Genomic DNA, 17597 nt, shown 5'->3' on the forward strand with positions numbered 1-17597 from the left:
CTTGTTGGCAACAATTTGAATGAACCATAAAAATATTAATATAAACGAGATACATTTTTTAGGTTCTTTAGGTCGGACCGATAATAAACCTGAACGTTTTGGACTGAAAAAATTGAATGGAACTGAATTTTTCATCGACAATGATGGAAATACGTGGCAAAACGAAATTTTGTGGGATACTGGATGGGGAAATATAAATGGATTTATAAAACTACCTGAACCTAATTTTGAACAATTGTGGACTCTATTGACCGAATCTCAAATAGAAGTTAATTTGTTAGGCTCTGCGGAATTACTTACTCAATACCCAATTGAGGTCAAACAAAAAATAGAAGAAATTTTTAAACACAACAAAAAAATTGACCAAGATTTAACCAAAAGATTATCCCGCTTGGATGTGTTAAACCACGTTATGAATCATTCAGAAATGAAAGGTAAAAAACCAAAAGAAGTTGACGCCGACTATCAAGAATGGAAAAAATTAAAAGATGATTTTGACAAATTAAAAACTGTTGCCAACAATGGCTATAATTCATTGTGGCAAAAAGCTAAATCGATGTTTAAACTATAAATCAAACGGCTGGATTTCGGCGGAATAATCCTGCGGATGATTCCACAACGAAATCATAGCCCAACCGTTGTAACACATTTTCAAAATGAACAAAAAAGTCTTTTTGATTTTATCCCTTTTAATTGGATTTGCTATTGTCTATTTAAATTTGCGAAATACTAAAAATACGAATCGCTATAGTAATGATCATGGGAACTATTTTATTGACAAAGGAAATAGATTATTCATTGTACCATCAACTTATGTAATAATTGGGAATAGACATGACATTTTTCTATACAACGAAACCGCGAATGATGTTGAACTAGCTAAAGATTTAAAAATCAAGCCAAATCACTTTAGAATTTTAAATATGCGTGAATCCGATTCATTAATTCTGAACAATGGAATTAAGTTTACCTTCAGCAATGATAATGAACTGGAAGTTGAAGATAATAATTCCCAAATTTCAGGACTTGGAGGGGAATTCCTAAATGATTACAAGGTCCCTAATGGAGTTGAATGGGCTTTTGTAATTGTTGAACCTGGTGAAGGTGATTAAAAAACGTGTTACAACAATGGCTATAATTCAGCGTGGCTTACTAACTTTAAAACAAAAATCCTAACTTAGTTATGGCTGATTTCTACTTTGGACAAATCCTGCGGATTTATCCACGCCGAAATCATAGCCGAACCGTTGTAAGTAATTTGAGAAAAACGTTAACCATATTAATTTCATTGGGTTTCGGACTTATTTCTTGTAAATCCGAAAAGAAATATTCGGACTTTAATGAATCAGACTTTTACGAAGTTCAAGGAATTATTAATTATGTAAATCCGACAAGTGACCCTTTCGACAGTCCGACTGAAAAAAATATAAGCTTCACCTACTTTTTAGACCGACCAAATCCAAAAACTGGAATCGAAAATGACTTGGAAATGTTTGAGGCAAAAAATGGATATCCATTAATCGTTCTTGTACATAAAGATGATGAAAATATAAGCTTTTATGGTAGAGTTGGAATTCTTGAAAATCTGAATGATAAGGAAAAAGCATTTCTAAAAAACCATTTCCAAAATGAGATGAATAAGATAAAGGAAAAAACACCTGAATACAATTACAACGCATTAATAAAAGACACAATAACGGAAAACCAAACTGACAAAAAATAAAATAACTACAGCCAACAGCGGCTATAGTTCATTGCTGGCACTAGCCTACTTACGAAAATCCTCGCGGATTTTCTATTAAATTTTTATTTGCTAACTTTTATTCTCATAAACTCAACGTATCATAGTACAAAAACGTTGGCATTTGAAAAAAAGAAAACCGATTATGATAAAGGGACTTTACGAAACTCATTTATACGTTGAGAATTTGGAACGTTCGATTAAATTTTATACTAAAGTTCTTGGCTTAAAACAATGTCGTTTTGAAGAGGAAAGAAGAACGGCTTTTTTTTGGATTGGAGAAGACAAACAAGCGATGCTTGGATTATGGGAAAAACCTAAAGATGAAATTGATTTACGACACTTTGCGTTTGAATGTGAACCTCAATGGATCATAAATGAATCCATTGACTTTTTAAAATCTCACAATTTAAACTTTTGGAATTTTTTACAAGATGACAATGAAAAACCAATGGTGTTTTGTTGGATGCCAGCCATCTCAATATATTTTAGTGACCCTGATGGACATTATCTCGAATTCATCGGAATTTTATCTGGGAAGACTAAAGGGAATCAAGAAAAAAGAGTTGTAACATATGAACAGTGGCTCGAAATAAAGAATGAATAAAAAACGCCATACAACAATATATAAAAGCAATTAGCTGTCGCAGTTCGCTATGCTCGTGTCAGCGGATTTGACTTCGTTCGAAGCCACTCGGAATTGCTAAAGTCAGTGCTTAGCCGAAAATTAACGTATGTAAACAAAAACTCACGGTTATACCAGACCGTTAGCATAAATTTAAAATGAGATATCATCATAAAATATTAATATGCATTTGCCTTACGGCATTATTAATTCAAGGTTGCTCTGTTCAGTGGACTGATGCTATAAAGTATGGAAGTGTCACTAAAAGAAGTGCTACAGATATTGTAAATATTGACATTCGAAATAAACTTATCATTGTCCCAATCACTATAAAGGGTAAAGAATATCGCTTTTTATTTGATACTGGTGCACCATTTAGCATATCAAAGAAACTTCAGGAAAGGACTAATTTCAAGACGCTGAGTAAGGGTAATATTATAGATAGTGATTACAATAAGAAGAAAGTCAATTGGGTGCAAGTTGACTCAATAAAAGTCGGCAATGTATGGTTTCAAAACCAAACTGCATTTGTTGGTGATTTCAATGCAAATCCAATCATGAAATGTTTAGGAATAGATGGTATTATTGGCTCAAACCTAATTAGACAATACAACTGGACAATTGACCAAGAAACTAATTCTTTGTGGTTATCCAATAAAACTGAAACAGATACTATTAGCGAGGGTGTTGTTTTACCCTTTAAAACGGATTATCAGTATAATATTTTTGTAGATATAAATATTGGAACAGCTACCATTAAGAACGTGTTGGTTGATTATGGTTCTAATGGGTCTATTGCTTTGAGCGATGACATATTTACTTTACTTGAAGATAAGAATATACTGAGTGAACCATTTATTGAAAGGGGAATTAATCAGAGTGGCATTATTGGTACACCAGTTGAGCTCAACAGAAAGATATCTTATTCAGATTCCGTAAGGATAAATAACATGCGTATTAAAAATGTTATGCTTCGAACAGGAAAAACCGTTTCTCTAGGTAATGATTTTCTATCAAGATTCAAGGTAACTATAGATTGGAATAGTAAAAACCTTTACCTTTTAGAATCAGACAAAATGAGAGATAAATCCAGTACAGCTGGATTTAGACTAGGTTACAACTTAGAAAAAGGTATTTATGTTCAGTCGGTTATGGAAAAATCAGATGCTTACGATAAAGGAATTAGACCCAATATGAAAGTTGTGAAAATTGATGATCTTGATTTTAAGAACGGAAGTGATTTTTGCGACTATGTAGACCATACATTTAACGATCAAATATTTTTGGAACTTATCAATTCAAAAGGAGTGGCCGTAAAATATCAAATAGAAAAGACTTTATTATAAAGATATAATGTTCACAAGAGCTTGAAGGCATGGTATTATACTCCAGACAATAGAGCTGTAAACATTTCAAGCATGCGAAAAAAAATCTTGATTATTAATAATGAGACTCATTTTATAGATGATTTAATTACCTGCTTAGATCAGCATAACATAGAGATTAGACATTTTCAAGCAGTACAGCCCAGAGATGTTGAGGGTTTTGACTGTATCGTTTTATCAGGTGGTGGAACAGCCGGCGAAGTAGCAGATAACGCGCAGCTTTACAAAAATGAAATTAAAATAGTACTAGAATCAAAAGTGCCTATTTTTGGTATCTGTGAAGGGTTTCAAGTTATTGGGAAAGCATTCAATTCTGATTTCCAAGTCTTACGATCATATCGGAAGGGTATAAATAAAGTACATATCTTGGTTGATGATCCGATTTTTAGTGGACTAGAAAACCTAGAATTACGTGTTTTTGAATATCATCATATAGCCATTAAAAAACTTGGAAAAGAGCTAATTTCACTGGCTGAATCGGTAGATGGAATTGAAGTCATGAAACATGAACATAAATTGATATATGCATCCCAATTTCATCCTGAAGAGCTTAAGGTAGGTAACAATGGTTATATTCTTTTAAAAAACTTTCTGTCAATGCTATGACTTCAAAGTATCACATAGAAAAAAAATGACGCAGCCTAATTCATCAATACACAATTGTAACTACTTAAAAGACAGTTTTTGGACATAGGTATCTTATTCATTATAGGCATTATTTTAGTGGTAATTTATGATTTTACCAATGGCTTTCATGATGCGGCTGATATGGTAGCAACTGCCATTGCCTCTAGAACAATGACACCTGGAAGAGCCATTTTTATTGTTTGTATCTTTACTTTTCTTGGGCCTATCCTCGGAGGGTTAGCAGTAGCAAATACTATTGGTGAGGTTGTTGATATTTCTGCAGTTGATACAGTGCTAGCCCAAAATGTAGTTTTGGCGGCAATCCTAGCTGCCATTTCATATAACCTTATTACTTGGAAGTTAGGCTTACCTAGTTCGTCATCAAATTCTTTAACCAGTGGATTGGTTGGAGCAGCTTTAGTTGCCTTGGGTAGCAACCATATAAGATGGGGCTTTAGCACCATACTTTCTGGAGAATTGGAAGGCTTCACCAAAATTTTGATTGGTTTAGCTATTTCACCCTTGGCAGGATTTATTGTAGGCTTTATCCTAATGAAGTTCTTCTTGAGAATTTTGAAACGGTTTTCCTCTACTTCCAAAACACTATTTATAGTCACCCAATACTTAACTGTAAGTTGGTTAGCATTTAGCCATGGCACAAATGACAGTCAAAAAGGAATGGGTATCATCGGTATGCTTCTGCTTGCAAATAATGTGTATCCTACATTTACGGTTCCGTTATGGGTGATTATACTTTGTGCCAGTTCCATAACTGTAGGTACTCTATTTGGCGGTTGGAGCATCATTAAGACTGTTGGGTTTGATATTTATAAGGTAAAGTTAATTCACTCTGTAGCTGACCAAATTAGTGCGGCATCAGTAGTTTTAGGGTCTTCCTTCGTTGGAGCACCTACCTCAACCACTCAAGTAGTTACAACCTCTTTAATGGGAGTGGGCGCGGCAGAACGTCCAAAGCATGTGAACTGGTCTGTAGCAAGCTCTATTTTAAAAGGATGGTTATTCAATATCCCTATTTCACTATTATTGGGTGGCCTATATTGTTTTCTATTCACTAAAATATTTAGCTCATGAACCTTAAAAAAATAACACAATGGATTTTGCCCAATGAAATCGATTTCTTCGGCAATTTACTGAATCAAAGCAAAGAAATTGAACAAATATTAGCTGAATTGAATAGGTTCTATTCTGATGAGACCTCTACAAATCCAGGACATCTTCTTGAACTCATTAATCAAGCAAAAAGCAATCATTCAAAGTATTTAAAGGAACTTAACTCTACCTTTATTATCCCTGTAGATCGCGAAGCACTAAGTAGAGCTTTTTCCCAATTATACTGGATTGTTTTGAGTGTAAAACACCTCATAGTAGAAATTGACACTTATAAGATATACCATTTGAATGAGTACCACCATATTTTTAGACTTTTAGAACAAGGGCTTTCAGAACTTACAAATGGATTTGAGAAACTAAGAGAGAAAAACTATTTATCGGTTAAACACAATATTGAAAATGTCATTCATTTAGACAATAAATTGATTAAGGCATATTCCGTATCACTATCAAAGTTGTTTCACGACGAGAAATTTCCTAAAATATTGATGCAAAAAGAAATCTTATTTCAACTTAGGGAAATAAGCAAACAAATTCATATTTGTGCTAATCTATTAGAAGACATTATATTTAAGGTCAATTGAAATGTATGCCTAACATGGTTGTTAGAACAAATAATAGGGTTTGTAAGCCTTGTTTTTAGATATAAAACAGAATTCAATGAACAGTATAATTTCAAAAATACTTTTTCTTATGGCCAGCATTTTAACCTTAAGTTCTTTTGCGCAAAACTTAAAGGACCACCAATGGCAGCATAGAGTCCTCGTTGTAAAATCCTTAAGTGAAAAATCAGAACAACTGCATGAGCAACTTAAGGCGTTTGAAAATTCTGAGGCAGCGTTAAAAGAACGAAAGTTGGTGCTTTATAAAATTACAGCCGATTCTTTGTCTTATGTTGACTATGCAGATAGCACAAAAAATTACTCTGGGAAGGTTTCTAGGAATTTTGCAGAATCAAATCTTAAAGACCATATGGACTTTGAAATAATCCTCATAGGATTAGATGGCACTATTAAATTTCAGCAAGACCATCTTCTTACAAAAGATAAACTTTTTAGTATTATTGATGCTATGCCCATGCGTAAGAATGAAATAAGAAACTAAAACCGCGGATAAACTTAATTCGTTTGACTTAAAAAACTTCTGGAAAAACTAAACCCCATTGGACTATGACCAAGTAATGTAATGAAATTATAGATGCGATTCATTGCTATTACAAGGTGAAATCTTAATTTAGTGGGAACTAAGTTGCTAGATTATTTCCATAAACTCCTGAGGATTTTCATAACAACATCCTAGCAAAACTTGGTTTAGTGTAAAAATCATAGTCGATTGAAGTATAAACCCGTAAAAAAATTAAACGAATTAGCAGCCACAGCAATTTGTGGGAATGACATTAGTTCATCCTGCCTTTATGTTTCTGCTTTAGCCATAATATATGCAGGCCAATATGCATGGCTCGCCCTACTGATTGTGGCTGCGGTGCTGTTTTTATTCAGAAAAATTTATGGAGAGGTTGTGGGAGCATTACCTTTAAATGGTGGTGCATATAATGCTCTACTTAACACAACCAATAAGTCAACGGCCTCTTTAGCTGCAACACTCACTTTATTATCTTACATGGCTACCGCTGTAATCTCGGCAAGTGAAGCTATGCATTATGTTCATAGTATTTGGCATGAAATACCAGTAATCATTGCTACTATTTTTTTATTGGGAATATTCATGGGTTTGACCATATTAGGCATTGGAGAGTCTTCTAAAGTTGCCATTTTTATTTTTATAACGCATCTAGTTTCTTTAACCTTATTGGCTGGATTTTGCGGATTTTATCTTTTTCAAAATGGCTTCGAGACGTTCTTTAGTAATTATGACCAACCGATTGAAGGAGGGATAAAGCAGGCCTTGTTTTTCGGATTTGCTGCAGCAATGTTGGGTATTTCAGGTTTTGAGAGTTCTGCAAATTTTGTAGAGGAACAAGATGAAGGTGTTTTTCCAAAAACACTTAGAAATATGTGGATTGTGGTAAGTGTCTTTAATCCACTTATGGCATTTTTAGCCCTAGCTATAATAGCCATGCCAGATGTTCAAAACAATCAAGAAGCATTGCTTTCCTTTATGGGTGGACGTGTAGGTGGCAATTGGTTATCTACACTAATTTCCATAGATGCCGCTTTAGTGCTGAGTGGTGCAGTACTAACATCATATGTCGGAGTCAGCGGATTACTAGAGCGTATGACACTTGATCGTATTTTGCCACAATTCCTTCTCAAAAAAAACAATAGAGGTAGTTCTTATCGCATAATGATTATGTTTTTCATTATGTGCATCTCAATTTTAATGATTACAAAAGGAGAATTGGGTGCATTAGCAGGAGTTTATACCATTTCTTTTTTACTCGTAATGACCTTATTTGGCTTTGGTAATATTTTATTAAAATTAAAACGTTCAAAACTACCAAGACCTGTTAAAGCCTCACCTATTGCAATTATTCTTGCTATAATCGCTGTAGTTACAGCCATAGTGGGTAATGCTATAATGAATCCGCCATATCTAGGTGTCTTCTTAGAATATTTTTTACCTGCATTTCTTTTTGTTTTGATAATGCTCAATAGAACCAAACTATTAAAAGCTATTTTAGGACTAATTAAATATATGTTTGAACCTGTTCAAAAGAGTGTGCAAAAAATTAATTTCAAAATTTTAAGGCTAATTGAAGAAATTAATTCGCAAGAGTTTGTATTCTTTACCAATGATGACGACGTCGCTACTCTTAATAAGGTAATGCTTTATGTTAGTAAAAATGAGCATACAAAAAAAGCTAAAAGTTGTATCAGTGATTGAGGAAGGAAAGTCAATCCCCAAACGCCTTAAATCTGATATTGAAGTGCTTGATAGGGAATATCCTGAGATTAAAATTGAATTTATAGAATTAAAAGGGACTTTTGGTCCTATATTAATAAAACAGCTTTCGGAAGAATGGGAAATACCTATCAACTTTATGTTCATAGGATCCCCTGGTGATAAGTTTCCATACCGAGTAGAACAATTAGGTGGTGTTCGTCTTATAATTTAATGTAGAACAGAGGTAAGACTAAATCTCCCAAATCCTAGGTAACAATGATGATAATCATCTTTTATCACATACATACTATTGACTGAGATGATTGTAAATGAATAATTTTGTATTTTGTAGTTATAATGTAGGAGTTTATGCAAAGACAATGTCCTGAATGTGGTGATCGAATTATCGGCAGAATTGATAAAAAGTTCTGTAGCGATAGTTGCAGAAATGCATACAATAACCGTATCAATAAAGACTCAAAAAACTTAATTAGAAATACCAATAATCGCTTACGAAAAAACTACAGAATTTTAGAGGCACTTAATCCCAACAAAAAAACCAAGTGCTCTAGAGCCAAACTAATTGAGAAAGGATTTGACTTTAATTATTTTACCAGTATTTATACCACAAAAGCTGGAGCCGTATATTACTTTGTATATGACCAAGGCTATTTGCCCTTAGAAGGAGACTATTATGCTTTAGTAAAACGAGACGATTAACCTTTAATACTACTATTCCAGTTTTCACCTTTAAGCTGTAAGGCTGCTTTAAGAATATCTTTCTGGCTAATCTGACCCACCAATTTACCGTTTTCTACAATAGGAAAGCGTCGTCTTCTGGAGTTTAAAAACTTATTAGCGGCATCAAACACATCCATGTTGCCATCAATCGTTTCTACATCCCTTGCCATGCGCTTTTCTACATTGTCATGCTCTAAAGGCATATTGTAATAGCGGCTCTCACTAAGTTGTTTTAGGCAATCCCCTTCAGAAATAATGCCAACTAATTCTTGCCGGTCATTAACTACAGGACCACCTGAAATCTTATACTTTATTAAAGACTCTACCACCTCTTGTACGGTTTGGTCTGGCTTAAACGTTATGAGATTGGTTGTCATGTAATCTCTTACTTTAAGCGCTGTAGCTGGTGCGGTATTCTGTTGTTGCTTACGTGCACCCTGAAAACTTTTTATTCCCATAACATTTAATTTTAGTATCAAATTAAAGTTACTGAAAATTAATCAGTTAGCAAAATGAAAAATTTCATCGGTAATTCTTGTGTATTTTTAACCAATTAATCAGCACATTTTGAAACATCAAATTAGCATTATTGGGTGTGGTTGGCTCGGCCTTCCTTTGGCCAAAAATTTGATTGACCAGGGTTTTACGGTCAAAGGCTCTACCACTTCAAAAGACAAACTAACAACACTTCATAATGCTGGTATTAAAGCCTATGAGATTCAATTACATGAAAATGGTATTACCGGAGATGTTACAGACTTTTTAAACGAAAGTGAGACGGTAATCATAAATATTCCACCTGGCTTAAGAAAGCATCCCAACAAGAATCACGTAGCCGAAATACAACAATTGATTAGTGCTATAGAAAGCTCTACTATTAAAAATGTTATTTATATAAGTGCTACCTCTGTCTTTGAGGATGAGACGTCCTTTCCTGTCATAACCTCAAGCACATTGCCCAACGCTACATCGGTGAATGGAAAACAACTTATCGCAATAGAGGACAAACTTAAAGAAAACACCAATTTTAACACTAGTATTATCAGATTTGGTGGTTTGTTTGATGAGCAAAGGCATCCTGGCACCTATTTGGCCGGTCGAAATAACCTTTCTAACCCAGAAGCACCTGTAAATCTTATTCATAAAACGGATTGTATTAATATTATATCCCTTATGCTCAAAAACAAGGTTTGGAATGATGTCTTTAATGCAGCTTATCCTGAACATCCTACGAAGAAGGATTACTATACAAAGTACTGCCAACAACATCAATTAGCGGTGCCCATATTTAATGAAACTAAAAAAAGTAAGGGAAAAATCATTGAGAGTAAAAAACTGGAACACCTTTTGCGTTATACTTTTAAACATGGCTTGTAGAAATTATGAGTTTATTAAGTACTATATTCTCAAATTTTTATAGTTTTAGCCCTCAAAATTTAAATTATAATGAAACAGATTACAATTGCAGTTGTTATGCTTTTCTCGGTAAGTGTTTTTGCCCAGACTAATGCAGATTTAAAAGCACATTACGAAGCTTATTACAAAGAGATGCAAAAGCAAGGTGACGTCCAAGGCATCATTAATGCTTTAACACACCTTAATATTCTAGAGCCTTCCGTAGCTAGAAAGGATACTTTAGCGTATCTATACTTATCAGAAGGGAAGTATATGCAAGCACTTAACACCATTGGTGTAGAAAAAAATGATTCCGACTCGGATATGAATGTTGAAGTAAAAGCATTATCCCTTAAAAATCTTAATCAGCCAAAAATGGCTTTGGAGCATTACGAGATTTTATTTAAAAGAAGTCCTAATGTGTACTTAGCTTACGAAATGGCAGACATGAAAATTCAGGTGGACGATTTAGCAGGTGCTAAAGCCAATATCGAGTATGGTTTGGCCAACGTAAAAGACGACATGAAACGTGCGTTTTACGAAACTCAGCAACCTTATGAAACTTCCATGGAAGCTGCACTTTTATGCTTAAAAGGATTGCTTACGTTTAAAGAGGATAAGAACGCAAACATTGATGCCTCCATAAAACTTATGAACGATGCCCTTGCTATTGATCCAAATTTTAATTTGGCAAAAGTAAGCCGTCAGGCCTTAGAAAGTCAAAAAGCACAAAAAGCCGCTGCCAACAAAAAGAACTAGATTTACATCTTTAATAATGACCACAAAAAAAGCTGCCAATAGGCAGCTTTTTATTTTTATCTAAGGTCTCTGTCTTACCAAATTCTAACGCGCTCTTCTGGTGGTAAATACATCGCATCACCTTCTTTAATATCAAATGCTTCGTAGAAGGCATCAATATTCTTTAAAGGTTGTGTTGCTCTAATATGACCTGGTGAATGCGGATCAGTGTTAATTTGCGTTCTTAAGGCTTCATCTCTAATAAGTGTTCTCCAAACCGTTGCCCAAGACATAAAGAAACGTTGTTCAGGTGTAAAACCATCAATATTTTCTGGTCTTCCGTTTTCTTCAAAATAGAGTTGTAACCCATCATAAGCCCCAAGCACTCCACCTAAGTCACCAATATTTTCACCCAAGGTAAAAGGACCGTTTACATAAACGTTATCTAAAACTTCTATGGCTGAGTATTGATCTGCTAAGGCTTTACCTCTTTTTTCAAACTCTTCCAAGTCTTCCGGAGTCCACCAATTGTTCACATTACCATTGGCATCAAAACGTGCACCAGAATCGTCAAACGCATGGGATATTTCATGACCAATCACAGCACCTATACCACCATAATTAACGGCTTCATCAGCAGTATAATTATAAAATGGAGGTTGCAGTATAGCGGCAGGAAACACAATCTCATTATTTAATGGATTGAAATACGCATTAACCATTTGTGGTGGCATTCCCCATTCGGTTTTATCTACAGGTTCATTGATTTCACTTAAGTTTTTCTGTTGAGACCAAGCTCCTACTGCTAACATATTTTCAGCATACGAATTTCCCTCCTTAACTTGGAGTTCTGAATAATCTTCCCATTCATCGGGATACGCTATTTTAACTGTGAATTTATCCAGTTTTTCAATGGCTTTCTTTTTAGTCTCTTCACTCATCCAATCTAAATTGGTAATTCTATTCTGGAAGGCTTTAATAACATTTTTTATCATTTTTTCAGCTTTCTCCTTAGCCTCTGGTGGAAATTTAGCCTGTACATACAATTGACCAACAGCTTCACCGACGCTACCATCTACAGTTCCAAGGGCACGTTCATCTGCAGGGCGCATCGCTTTAGAACCATTTAAAGTCTTTCCGTAAAATTCCCAGTTGGCTTTTTCAATTTCTGTGGTTAAATAGCCTGCAGCTCCATTAAGAGTGCTCCAGTCCATCAAGGTTTTAATATCTTCAATAGAGGTAGACTTTAGAAAGGCATCCAATGCTTTCATATAGTTTGGTTGCATAACCAACAAGGTATCTATATCCTTTTCAATACCCATATCATCCATAAACTTTTCCCAGTTGATTGATGGTGTCATCTCTTGAAGGTCAGCAACAGATGTTGGATTGTTAAAGTTTCTGATATCTCGGCTAGCTACTTTATCTAAGCGAGGTTCCGCAAGTTGAGTTTCCATAGCCAAGATTTTCTCAGCAGCAGCTTTAGCATCCGCTTCAGAATAGTTTATAAACTGCAACATTCTTGCTACGTGGTCTACATACTGGCCTCTAATTTCCTTGGTCTTCTCATCCTGATCTAAATAATAATCGCGTTGTAATCCTAAACCAGCAGGATACAACCAAGCAGTATTCATGCTACTGTCATTTAAATCTGGATTTGCTCCAATACCTGCAAAAGGTGCTCCTACACCCAACGTTGAGGCATAAACTGTTTGCATGTCGTTTAGGTTATTAATACCGTCTATTTTGTCTAGTAATGGCTGCAAAGGTTCAATTCCTGCTTCATTTCGAGCAACAGTATCTAGCTCAGACTCAAAAATCAATAAGGCTTTCTCTTGGTCAGAGCCTTCTTTGTAAGTCCCTAGCTCCTTAGAGGTATTAAGAATGTCTAGTACATCTTTTCTTGTAGATTTACGCAACACCCCAAATCCTCCCCAACGGGTCTCATCGTCTGGAATGGTATTAGTTTCTAACCATTTTCCGTTAACATACTTGTAAAAATCGTCTTTTGGACTAACGGATGTGTCCATGTTTTCCAGAATAATTCCGGGAATTTTTTCTTCTGCCATGGCAGTGTCTTTCTTGGCTTCCTCTTTACAACCTAATACGGTAAAGAAAGCCAAACCTGATATCGCTAGTACGCGACTTAGATTGGTTCTCATCATGTGATTTTAGTTTATTCGAATTAAACGTAGTTAGTTATAAGACCTTAAAATCAGAAAAATGTTACAACATAACAAAACTTTATGGAAGACAACGGTCTAAAATTCTGATTTTATCTTCTCATATAAATCGCGTTCTAATTTCTTATTGATTTGATAATTAAGGTTAGAAAAGGCGATTAGGACCTCTTTGACACTTTCGCGCTTGAGTTGGTTGTCTATATTGTCTAGCGTGAGGTGCTCATTTAATCTTAAAACCATAGTCTCAATAATTGTGGTTCTTGACACTATTGGGTTTGTCTTTAGCGTGTCGGGAATACTCAACTTTAAAGTATCTATAAATCCCTTTAAAAGTGATTTGTCACCATTAAAAAAAGACAAGTCGGCCTTTTTAAGGTAATCCACTTGAATAGCCAACTCTTTATATTTCCCCCAATCTGCTACAATAGTTTCACCTCTAGAGCTCAAAGCATAGTCTGTGTACTTAAAATCTTCAATCACTTTGGTCGTGATAACGGGTTGCTGACTTTTAGTTTCTTCGGTTTTAATTTCTGAAGAAGGCTTATCATTACCACAGTTTATGAGCAGCAGAAAACTTATGTTAAATAGGAAAAATCGGATTCTCATAAAGTCCTTAGTTTGCTGTAAAGATACTTAAACTATTATTTTGAAATCATAGTATATTCTTAAAATCTAGATTATCAAGTTTTTACTTAAAAGCGCTTTTTTTTGAAAATTTTAATGATTGAACATCTAAATTCTTTCTATTTTTGAGAATACTTTAATTACAGCTATGCCTTCTAAAATTTTAATTATTGGTGCTTGTGGACAAATAGGCACAGAACTTACCACCAAACTAAGAGAAATACACGGTGTAAATAACGTTATTGCCAGTGACATCAACACTAGGAAATTAGATTTAGTTAATTCAGGACCCTTTGAAATTATTGATGCTAAAAACTTTAATGCTATTAAAGATTGTTGCAAACATCACAATATAGATACCGTCTATCTCATGGCAGCACTTTTGAGCGCCACAGGTGAAAAATATCCGATGGAAGCATGGGATTTGAACATGAATTCACTTTTTCATGTGCTTAACTTAGCCAAAGGAGGAACCATTAAAAAAGTCTATTGGCCTAGCAGCATTGCCGTTTTTGGACCAACGACACCGAGAGACCATACTCCGCAGCACACGATATGTGAGCCAACAACAGTATATGGCATTACCAAACAGGTTGGTGAACGTTGGTGCGAATACTACCACAAAAAATATGATGTTGACGCTCGTAGCATTCGTTATCCTGGTATTATTAGTCATAAAGCGATGCCTGGTGGTGGCACTACAGATTATGCGGTGGAAATATATCATGAGGCTCTAAAAAAGGGCACGTATGAATGCTTCCTGTCTGAAAATACGAGTTTACCTATGATGTTTATGGATGATGCTATAAAAGCAACCATAGACTTAATGCAAGCACCTGCAGACGATTTAACAATTAGGTCTTCATATAATCTATCGGCCATTTCATTTACGCCAAAAGAAATTGCTGAAAGCATCAAACGTCACATCCCAGAATTTAAAATTACCTACCAACCCGATTTCAGACAAGCCATTGCCGATAGTTGGCCATCATCTATTGATGATTCCGTGGCACGACAAGATTGGAACTGGAAACACCGTTTTGATTTGGATGCCATGACTTCAGTCATGTTGAAAGAATTAAAGAAGAAATATAAAGCGTAGGATAAAACTACCTTTAATAAAAAAAGCCTGATAAAATTATCAGGCTTTTTTTGCTCCTCAGACTGGGCTCGAACCAGTGACCCTCTGATTAACAGTCAGATGCTCTAACCAACTGAGCTACTGAGGAAGGTATTTTTTCGCTTTAGCGAGCGCAAATATAAATTATTTTTTAATCTCTACAATATGAAACTTTAATTTTTTTAGCGTGTTATGGCTTTAAAAATATCGTTCCCATTGGCAAATAATACCAAGGCTATAAGAATAAAGAAGCCAACGATTTGTGCGCGCTCTAAAAACTTCTCGCTTGGCTTGCGACCAGAAATCATTTCGTATAATAAGAACATGACATGCCCTCCGTCTAATGCTGGAATAGGTAATAAATTCAGAACTGCCAGCATAATCGATAAAAATGCCGTTAATTTCCAAAAAGCCTCCCAACTCCAAAAATCAGGAAATATATCGTAAATGGCCTTAAAGCCACCAAGGCCTTTATAAGCTTCCGTTTTTGGATTAAAAATGGCCTTTAACTGAGAGAAATAATTAGAAATCGTCGAGGTGAATTTTGTAGCACCAGCTGCCCAACTCTCACCAAAGGAATATTCCCTTCTTGTTATCTCGTAATAGCCCAAATCTACAAATCGGCTGCCATCTATCAATCTAAAAATATTCAACTTCCCGTTCTCATTGACCTTTAAATCCCTAGTAATTTTTTGGTCATCTCTTAAAATATCTACGGTGATTGTTTGTCCCTTGAATGTTTTTAAGACCTCTTCATATTGATCGAAGTACTCTAAAGGTTCCCCATTCACCGCTACAAACACATCTCCTTGCTTTAAATCTACAGACTTGTTAAGGGATGAGTCTGGTACTGATTCTACAATAAAAGGATAACGGTATTTGAATAGGTTTTTACTTCCCTCATCTGACAACTGTCCCAAAAAATTTTCTGGAAGGTCAATCACCTTTTTTTGGCCGTCTCTTTCAACCGTTATTTGTTCTGCGCCGATAATGTATTGCCCTATCTCAGAATCCTTTTCAATGCCTTGGTCATTTATGGCTAGGACTTTATCTCCAGTTTTGAAACCGGCATCTAAAAGCACCTGGTTTTCGATTTGGTAACCACCCTTTAGACTATCAATTTTGATATCAGAATCCCCAAATACAAAGGATGCAAATACATAGATAAAATACGCTAATATAAAATTCACCGTTACACCACCTAACATAATAATTAAGCGTTGCCAAGCTGGCTTTGAACGGAATTCCCAAGGCTTTGGTGGTTGTGCCATTTGTTCCTTGTCCATACTCTCATCAATCATTCCGGCTATCTTCACATAACCTCCCAATGGAAGCCAACCTATACCATAAACCGTCTCCCCTATTTTCTTTTTAAATAGCGAATACTTTACATCAAAGAAGAGATAAAACTTTTCAACTTTTGTTTTAAAAAGTTTTGCAGGTATAAAGTGACCCAACTCGTGCAGTACGATTAAGAGCGACAAACTCAATAAAAATTGGGATATCTTAATTACAAATTCCATGTAGTCATTTTCAAATTTCGTTTGCAAAAGTAATGTTTTAAAGGCATTTAGAAAATAAATGTATTTTCAATACGATTATTTTTAACACGGAATTATAAATCCCAATAAACTAGCTGTATATTTTTGTTAAAAAAGTTCTGGTAAATTAGCTCGAGTCGTACCTTTACCATTCTTAACTTTTGAAGGTTTTAGTATGTCATTTTTGTCATTTTTTAAAGAATACAAGAAGTTTGGTATTTTCTTCACAGTATTGTCCTTAATTATCCTAGCCGTAATCTATAATATCTTAAACGTTCAACCTCCTTTACCAATATATCAACCTGCAATGGTGAGTGAAGAATTAGTTGACAGCTCCATACAACACCAAGCAAAATATCATAAGATTGCGGACTTTAGCCTAGTCAATCAAAATGGAGAAATTGTAACACAAGACACCTACAAGGACAAAATTTATGTTGCCGATTTCTTTTTTACGACATGCCAGACGATTTGCCCTATTATGACCGATCATATGTATCAGATCCAAAAGGAAATTATTAGTGATGACGAGGTAATGCTACTATCACACTCAGTAACGCCAAAAATTGACAGCGTTGCCCAACTTAAGAAGTATGCCAAAGAAAAAGGGGTTATTGACCGTAAATGGAATTTGGTCACTGGCGACAAAAAACAGATCTATGAGTTAGCAAGAAAAAGTTATTTGGCGGTAAAAACGGATGGTAATGGAGATGAGTACGATATGATCCATACCGAAAACTTTATGCTTATCGATAAAAACCGTCAGATTAGAGGGTTTTATGATGGAACTAATCCCGAAGATATTGAAAAGATTCTCGAAGACATTAAAATCTTAAAACAAGAAGACTAAATTTTTCTAAAAGCGTTTTAATCGCTAGAAATTTTAACCTATTTTTGCTTCT

Annotated in this window: 20 protein-coding genes and 1 tRNA gene; 16 read left to right on the forward strand and 5 right to left on the reverse strand. The window is 34.9% G+C overall.

What is annotated here, in order from left to right; all coding sequences use genetic code 11:
* The first annotated feature begins 19 nt into the window (after nucleotides 1–19).
* The 12 genes from ACFQ1K_RS10755 (at nucleotide 20) to ACFQ1K_RS10810 (ending at nucleotide 9073) form a co-directional block, all read left to right on the forward strand.
* A complete protein-coding gene (locus ACFQ1K_RS10755; RefSeq protein WP_320554741.1) occupies nucleotides 20–571 on the forward strand; it encodes a hypothetical protein in 552 nt (183 codons plus the stop codon).
* Nucleotides 572–656: 85 nt separating this feature from the next.
* A complete protein-coding gene (locus tag ACFQ1K_RS10760; RefSeq protein ID WP_320554742.1) occupies nucleotides 657–1112 on the forward strand; it encodes a hypothetical protein in 456 nt (151 codons plus the stop codon).
* A 71-nt stretch (nucleotides 1113–1183) separates the two neighbouring features.
* On the forward strand, nucleotides 1184–1723 hold the full coding sequence (locus tag ACFQ1K_RS10765) for a hypothetical protein (RefSeq protein ID WP_320554743.1): 540 nt from the start codon (nucleotides 1184–1186) through the stop codon (nucleotides 1721–1723).
* Nucleotides 1724–1865: 142 nt separating this feature from the next.
* The gene (locus tag ACFQ1K_RS10770) at nucleotides 1866–2348 is read left to right on the forward strand and encodes a VOC family protein (protein WP_320554744.1); all 483 of its coding nucleotides are present in this window, start codon (nucleotides 1866–1868) and stop codon (nucleotides 2346–2348) included.
* Nucleotides 2349–2524: 176 nt separating this feature from the next.
* Nucleotides 2525–3712: an aspartyl protease family protein gene (locus ACFQ1K_RS10775; RefSeq protein WP_320554745.1), complete on the forward strand. Its 1188-nt coding sequence runs from the start codon at nucleotides 2525–2527 to the stop codon at nucleotides 3710–3712.
* A 72-nt stretch (nucleotides 3713–3784) separates the two neighbouring features.
* Nucleotides 3785–4357 (forward strand): glutamine amidotransferase-related protein, encoded by a 573-nt coding sequence (locus ACFQ1K_RS10780; protein ID WP_320554746.1) that lies wholly within the window; start codon nucleotides 3785–3787, stop codon nucleotides 4355–4357.
* A gap of 78 nt (nucleotides 4358–4435) precedes the next feature.
* Complete coding sequence (locus ACFQ1K_RS10785) at nucleotides 4436–5470, forward strand: inorganic phosphate transporter (RefSeq protein ID WP_320554747.1); 1035 nt, start codon at nucleotides 4436–4438, stop codon at nucleotides 5468–5470.
* Entirely contained in the window at nucleotides 5467–6093 is a 627-nt protein-coding gene (locus ACFQ1K_RS10790) for a DUF47 domain-containing protein (RefSeq protein WP_320554748.1), read from the forward strand. Before ACFQ1K_RS10785 ends, ACFQ1K_RS10790 begins: the two co-directional genes overlap by 4 nt.
* 109 nt (nucleotides 6094–6202) lie before the next feature.
* Nucleotides 6203–6613 (forward strand): DUF4174 domain-containing protein, encoded by a 411-nt coding sequence (locus ACFQ1K_RS10795; RefSeq protein ID WP_320554749.1) that lies wholly within the window; start codon nucleotides 6203–6205, stop codon nucleotides 6611–6613.
* Between the two features lie 228 nt (nucleotides 6614–6841).
* Entirely contained in the window at nucleotides 6842–8353 is a 1512-nt protein-coding gene (locus tag ACFQ1K_RS10800) for an APC family permease (protein WP_320554750.1), read from the forward strand.
* Nucleotides 8313–8585 (forward strand): hypothetical protein, encoded by a 273-nt coding sequence (locus ACFQ1K_RS10805; protein WP_320554751.1) that lies wholly within the window; start codon nucleotides 8313–8315, stop codon nucleotides 8583–8585. Before ACFQ1K_RS10800 ends, ACFQ1K_RS10805 begins: the two co-directional genes overlap by 41 nt.
* Nucleotides 8586–8722: 137 nt before the next feature.
* Complete coding sequence (locus ACFQ1K_RS10810) at nucleotides 8723–9073, forward strand: hypothetical protein (RefSeq protein WP_320554752.1); 351 nt, start codon at nucleotides 8723–8725, stop codon at nucleotides 9071–9073.
* Here ACFQ1K_RS10810 and ACFQ1K_RS10815 read toward each other — a convergent pair.
* A complete protein-coding gene (locus ACFQ1K_RS10815) occupies nucleotides 9070–9552 on the reverse strand; it encodes a CBS domain-containing protein (protein WP_320554753.1) in 483 nt (160 codons plus the stop codon). The two genes, ACFQ1K_RS10810 and ACFQ1K_RS10815, sit on opposite strands and share 4 nt — an antisense overlap.
* Before the next feature lie 109 nt (nucleotides 9553–9661).
* On the opposite strand from ACFQ1K_RS10815, the gene ACFQ1K_RS10820 reads away from it, so the two are divergent.
* Nucleotides 9662–10471 carry an NAD(P)H-binding protein gene (locus tag ACFQ1K_RS10820; protein ID WP_320554754.1) on the forward strand — a complete coding sequence of 270 codons (810 nt, stop codon included), beginning with the start codon at nucleotides 9662–9664 and terminating at the stop codon, nucleotides 10469–10471.
* A 69-nt stretch (nucleotides 10472–10540) separates the two neighbouring features.
* Entirely contained in the window at nucleotides 10541–11248 is a 708-nt protein-coding gene (locus ACFQ1K_RS10825) for a hypothetical protein (RefSeq protein ID WP_320554755.1), read from the forward strand.
* A 74-nt stretch (nucleotides 11249–11322) separates the two neighbouring features.
* Here the strand turns inward: ACFQ1K_RS10825 and ACFQ1K_RS10830 are convergent, their stop codons facing one another.
* Together ACFQ1K_RS10830 and ACFQ1K_RS10835 are read right to left on the reverse strand one after the other, a co-directional pair.
* Nucleotides 11323–13389, reverse strand: coding sequence for a M13 family metallopeptidase (locus ACFQ1K_RS10830; RefSeq protein ID WP_320554893.1), 2067 nt, complete (start codon nucleotides 13387–13389; stop codon nucleotides 11323–11325).
* A gap of 99 nt (nucleotides 13390–13488) precedes the next feature.
* Nucleotides 13489–14016, reverse strand: a complete 528-nt coding sequence (locus ACFQ1K_RS10835) for a hypothetical protein (protein ID WP_320554756.1) — start codon at nucleotides 14014–14016, stop codon at nucleotides 13489–13491.
* Nucleotides 14017–14182: 166 nt separating this feature from the next.
* Between ACFQ1K_RS10835 and ACFQ1K_RS10840 the strand changes: the two genes are divergently transcribed.
* Nucleotides 14183–15136, forward strand: coding sequence for an NAD-dependent epimerase/dehydratase family protein (locus ACFQ1K_RS10840; protein WP_320554757.1), 954 nt, complete (start codon nucleotides 14183–14185; stop codon nucleotides 15134–15136).
* Between the two features lie 53 nt (nucleotides 15137–15189).
* Here ACFQ1K_RS10840 and ACFQ1K_RS10845 read toward each other — a convergent pair.
* Both ACFQ1K_RS10845 and rseP read right to left on the reverse strand, forming a co-directional pair.
* A tRNA-Asn gene (locus ACFQ1K_RS10845) sits at nucleotides 15190–15263 on the reverse strand.
* A gap of 73 nt (nucleotides 15264–15336) precedes the next feature.
* Complete coding sequence (gene rseP, locus ACFQ1K_RS10850; protein WP_320554894.1) at nucleotides 15337–16677, reverse strand: RIP metalloprotease RseP; 1341 nt, start codon at nucleotides 16675–16677, stop codon at nucleotides 15337–15339.
* 193 nt (nucleotides 16678–16870) lie between these two features.
* On the opposite strand from rseP, the gene ACFQ1K_RS10855 reads away from it, so the two are divergent.
* Nucleotides 16871–17545 (forward strand): SCO family protein, encoded by a 675-nt coding sequence (locus tag ACFQ1K_RS10855; RefSeq protein WP_320554758.1) that lies wholly within the window; start codon nucleotides 16871–16873, stop codon nucleotides 17543–17545.
* Nucleotides 17546–17597: the final 52 nt, after the last annotated feature.

Origin of the sequence: Winogradskyella aquimaris, from assembly GCF_042676105.1 — a bacterium.
Taxonomy (GTDB): Bacteria; Bacteroidota; Bacteroidia; order Flavobacteriales; family Flavobacteriaceae; genus Winogradskyella; species Winogradskyella aquimaris.

Excerpts from the sequence above, each read along its gene's own strand:
- ACFQ1K_RS10825 (WP_320554755.1), top strand. The coding sequence starts at position 10,541 with ATGAAACAGATTACAATTGCAGTTGTTATGCTTTTCTCGGTAAGTGTT.
- ACFQ1K_RS10775 (WP_320554745.1), top strand. The coding sequence starts at position 2,525 with ATGAGATATCATCATAAAATATTAATATGCATTTGCCTTACGGCATTA.
- ACFQ1K_RS10760 (WP_320554742.1), top strand. The coding sequence starts at position 657 with ATGAACAAAAAAGTCTTTTTGATTTTATCCCTTTTAATTGGATTTGCT.
- ACFQ1K_RS10805 (WP_320554751.1), top strand. The coding sequence starts at position 8,313 with ATGAGCATACAAAAAAAGCTAAAAGTTGTATCAGTGATTGAGGAAGGA.
- ACFQ1K_RS10795 (WP_320554749.1), top strand. The coding sequence starts at position 6,203 with ATGGCCAGCATTTTAACCTTAAGTTCTTTTGCGCAAAACTTAAAGGAC.
- ACFQ1K_RS10835 (WP_320554756.1), bottom strand. The coding sequence starts at position 14,016 with ATGAGAATCCGATTTTTCCTATTTAACATAAGTTTTCTGCTGCTCATA.
- ACFQ1K_RS10810 (WP_320554752.1), top strand. The coding sequence starts at position 8,723 with ATGCAAAGACAATGTCCTGAATGTGGTGATCGAATTATCGGCAGAATT.
- ACFQ1K_RS10765 (WP_320554743.1), top strand. The coding sequence starts at position 1,184 with ATGGCTGATTTCTACTTTGGACAAATCCTGCGGATTTATCCACGCCGA.
- ACFQ1K_RS10790 (WP_320554748.1), top strand. The coding sequence starts at position 5,467 with ATGAACCTTAAAAAAATAACACAATGGATTTTGCCCAATGAAATCGAT.
- rseP (WP_320554894.1), bottom strand. The coding sequence starts at position 16,677 with ATGGAATTTGTAATTAAGATATCCCAATTTTTATTGAGTTTGTCGCTC.
- ACFQ1K_RS10830 (WP_320554893.1), bottom strand. The coding sequence starts at position 13,389 with ATGAGAACCAATCTAAGTCGCGTACTAGCGATATCAGGTTTGGCTTTC.
- ACFQ1K_RS10855 (WP_320554758.1), top strand. The coding sequence starts at position 16,871 with ATGTCATTTTTGTCATTTTTTAAAGAATACAAGAAGTTTGGTATTTTC.
- ACFQ1K_RS10815 (WP_320554753.1), bottom strand. The coding sequence starts at position 9,552 with ATGGGAATAAAAAGTTTTCAGGGTGCACGTAAGCAACAACAGAATACC.
- ACFQ1K_RS10780 (WP_320554746.1), top strand. The coding sequence starts at position 3,785 with ATGCGAAAAAAAATCTTGATTATTAATAATGAGACTCATTTTATAGAT.
- ACFQ1K_RS10755 (WP_320554741.1), top strand. The coding sequence starts at position 20 with ATGAACCATAAAAATATTAATATAAACGAGATACATTTTTTAGGTTCT.
- ACFQ1K_RS10840 (WP_320554757.1), top strand. The coding sequence starts at position 14,183 with ATGCCTTCTAAAATTTTAATTATTGGTGCTTGTGGACAAATAGGCACA.